A 1,681-nucleotide genomic window follows, 5' to 3' on the forward strand; every position below is an offset into this window, starting at 1 on the left:
CGCTCGTCGGCATCGTCATGGGCTCGGACTCCGACTGGCCCGTCATGGAGGCCGCCGCGGAGGCGCTGGCCGAGTTCGACGTGCCGGTGGAGGTCGACGTCGTCTCCGCCCACCGGCAGCCGGACAAGATGGTCGAGTACGGCCGCACCGCCGCCGACCGCGGGCTGCGGGTGATCGTGGCCGGGGCCGGGGGAGCGGCCCACCTACCGGGGATGCTCGCGGCCGTGACGCCCCTGCCCGTGATCGGCGTGCCCGTGCCGCTGTCCCGCCTGGACGGGCTCGACTCGCTGCTGTCGATCGTGCAGATGCCCGCCGGGGTGCCGGTCGCGACCGTCTCCATCGGCGGCGCCCGGAACGCCGGCCTGCTCGCCGCGCGCATCCTCGGCGCCGGCACCGACGACACCGCCCGGCGCCTCGCGGCGGCCATGGTGGAGTTCCAGGACGGCCTGCGGGCGCAGGCGGACGCCAAGGGCGAGCGGCTGCGGTCGCTGCACGGCGACGGGCGGCGGCCGGGCGTCGGCTTCGGTTCCTGAGGGTCGCTGCGCCGTCCGGGTGACTGGGACGGCAACCGGCCACGCGCCGTCTCACCCGCGTGCCAGGGTCCGACCCAGGGGGCGTCGTAGGGGGCTCCCTCGGGCGGGACCGCATCCCGACGTGCGCAGGGGGTAGGCATGAGATCTTCTCGACATGGACGCACACCGGTCCGGATCGCGGCGCTCGCCGTGGCGGCCACGGTGGGCACGGGGATGCTGACGGCGCTGCCGGCGTCGGCCGAGGTCGAGGACACTGCGTCCTCCATCGGCTGGTACCGGCCGTCCGACGGGTCGTTCCACCTGAACGACGCCGTCGCGGCGGACGACGCGTCGGACCGGGCGTTCGTGTACGGCCCGGCGGGCGACGGCACCCTGACCGCCGTGAGCGGCGACTGGGACGGGGACCGTGCGTCCTCCGTGGGCTGGTACCGACCGTCCGACGGATCCTGGCACCTCACCAACGCCACCACGTCCGGGGCCACGACGCACTACGCGTTCGTCTACGGCCCGGCCGGGGACGCCTCGGTGACGCCCGTGGTCGGCGACTGGGACGGGGACGGCAAGGACTCGGTGGGCTGGTACCGCCCGGGTGACGGGTCCTGGCACCTGACGAACGCGATGACCTCCGGCGCCAGCACCCACCACGCGTTCGTCTACGGCCCGGCCGGCGACGCCTCGGTGACGCCCGTGGCCGGCGACTGGGACGCGGACGGCAAGGACTCCGTGGGCTGGTACCGCCCGGGTGACGGCTCCTGGCACCTGACCAACAAGCGCGACACCCCGTCGAGCAGCGACGTTGCCCTCGTGTCCGGGCCTGCCGGCGACGCCACGGTGCAGCCCGTCGTGGGTGACTGGGACGGGTACGTGCCGCCGGTCGTCCCTCCGTCGAACCCTGCGCCGCCGGCGGTGACCGGGCAGCAGGCCGCCGCCGACCTCCTGGCGAGCGGACGGGTCACCGGGGCGGACGGGGTAATGGCGCAGATCCGCGGCGTCGCATCGGGGCAGCCCTACACCGACGTGCGGGTGTGCCACCTCGACCCCACGCTCCTCGGTGTGCTGCGGACGCTCGTGGTCGAGCGCGGCTACTCCCTGTACGTGACCTCGTTCAACCGGTACTGCACCGACACGCTCACCGGCTCCGGGCAGGC

Annotated in this window: 2 protein-coding genes; both read left to right on the forward strand. The window is 74.8% G+C overall.

Translation table 11 applies throughout. The annotated features are described in order from the left end of the window. The coding region (purE, locus tag RIF68_RS35960) for a 5-(carboxyamino)imidazole ribonucleotide mutase (RefSeq protein ID WP_309055850.1) at positions 1-533 on the forward strand (533 nt) is incomplete at its 5' end. Positions 534-671: 138 nt separating this feature from the next. Continuing rightward, the coding region (locus RIF68_RS35965) for a hypothetical protein (protein ID WP_309055852.1) at positions 672-1,681 on the forward strand (1,010 nt) is incomplete at its 3' end.

Source organism: Streptomyces sp. (assembly GCF_031178505.1).
GTDB lineage: Bacteria > Actinomycetota > Actinomycetes > Streptomycetales > Streptomycetaceae > Streptomyces > Streptomyces gulbargensis.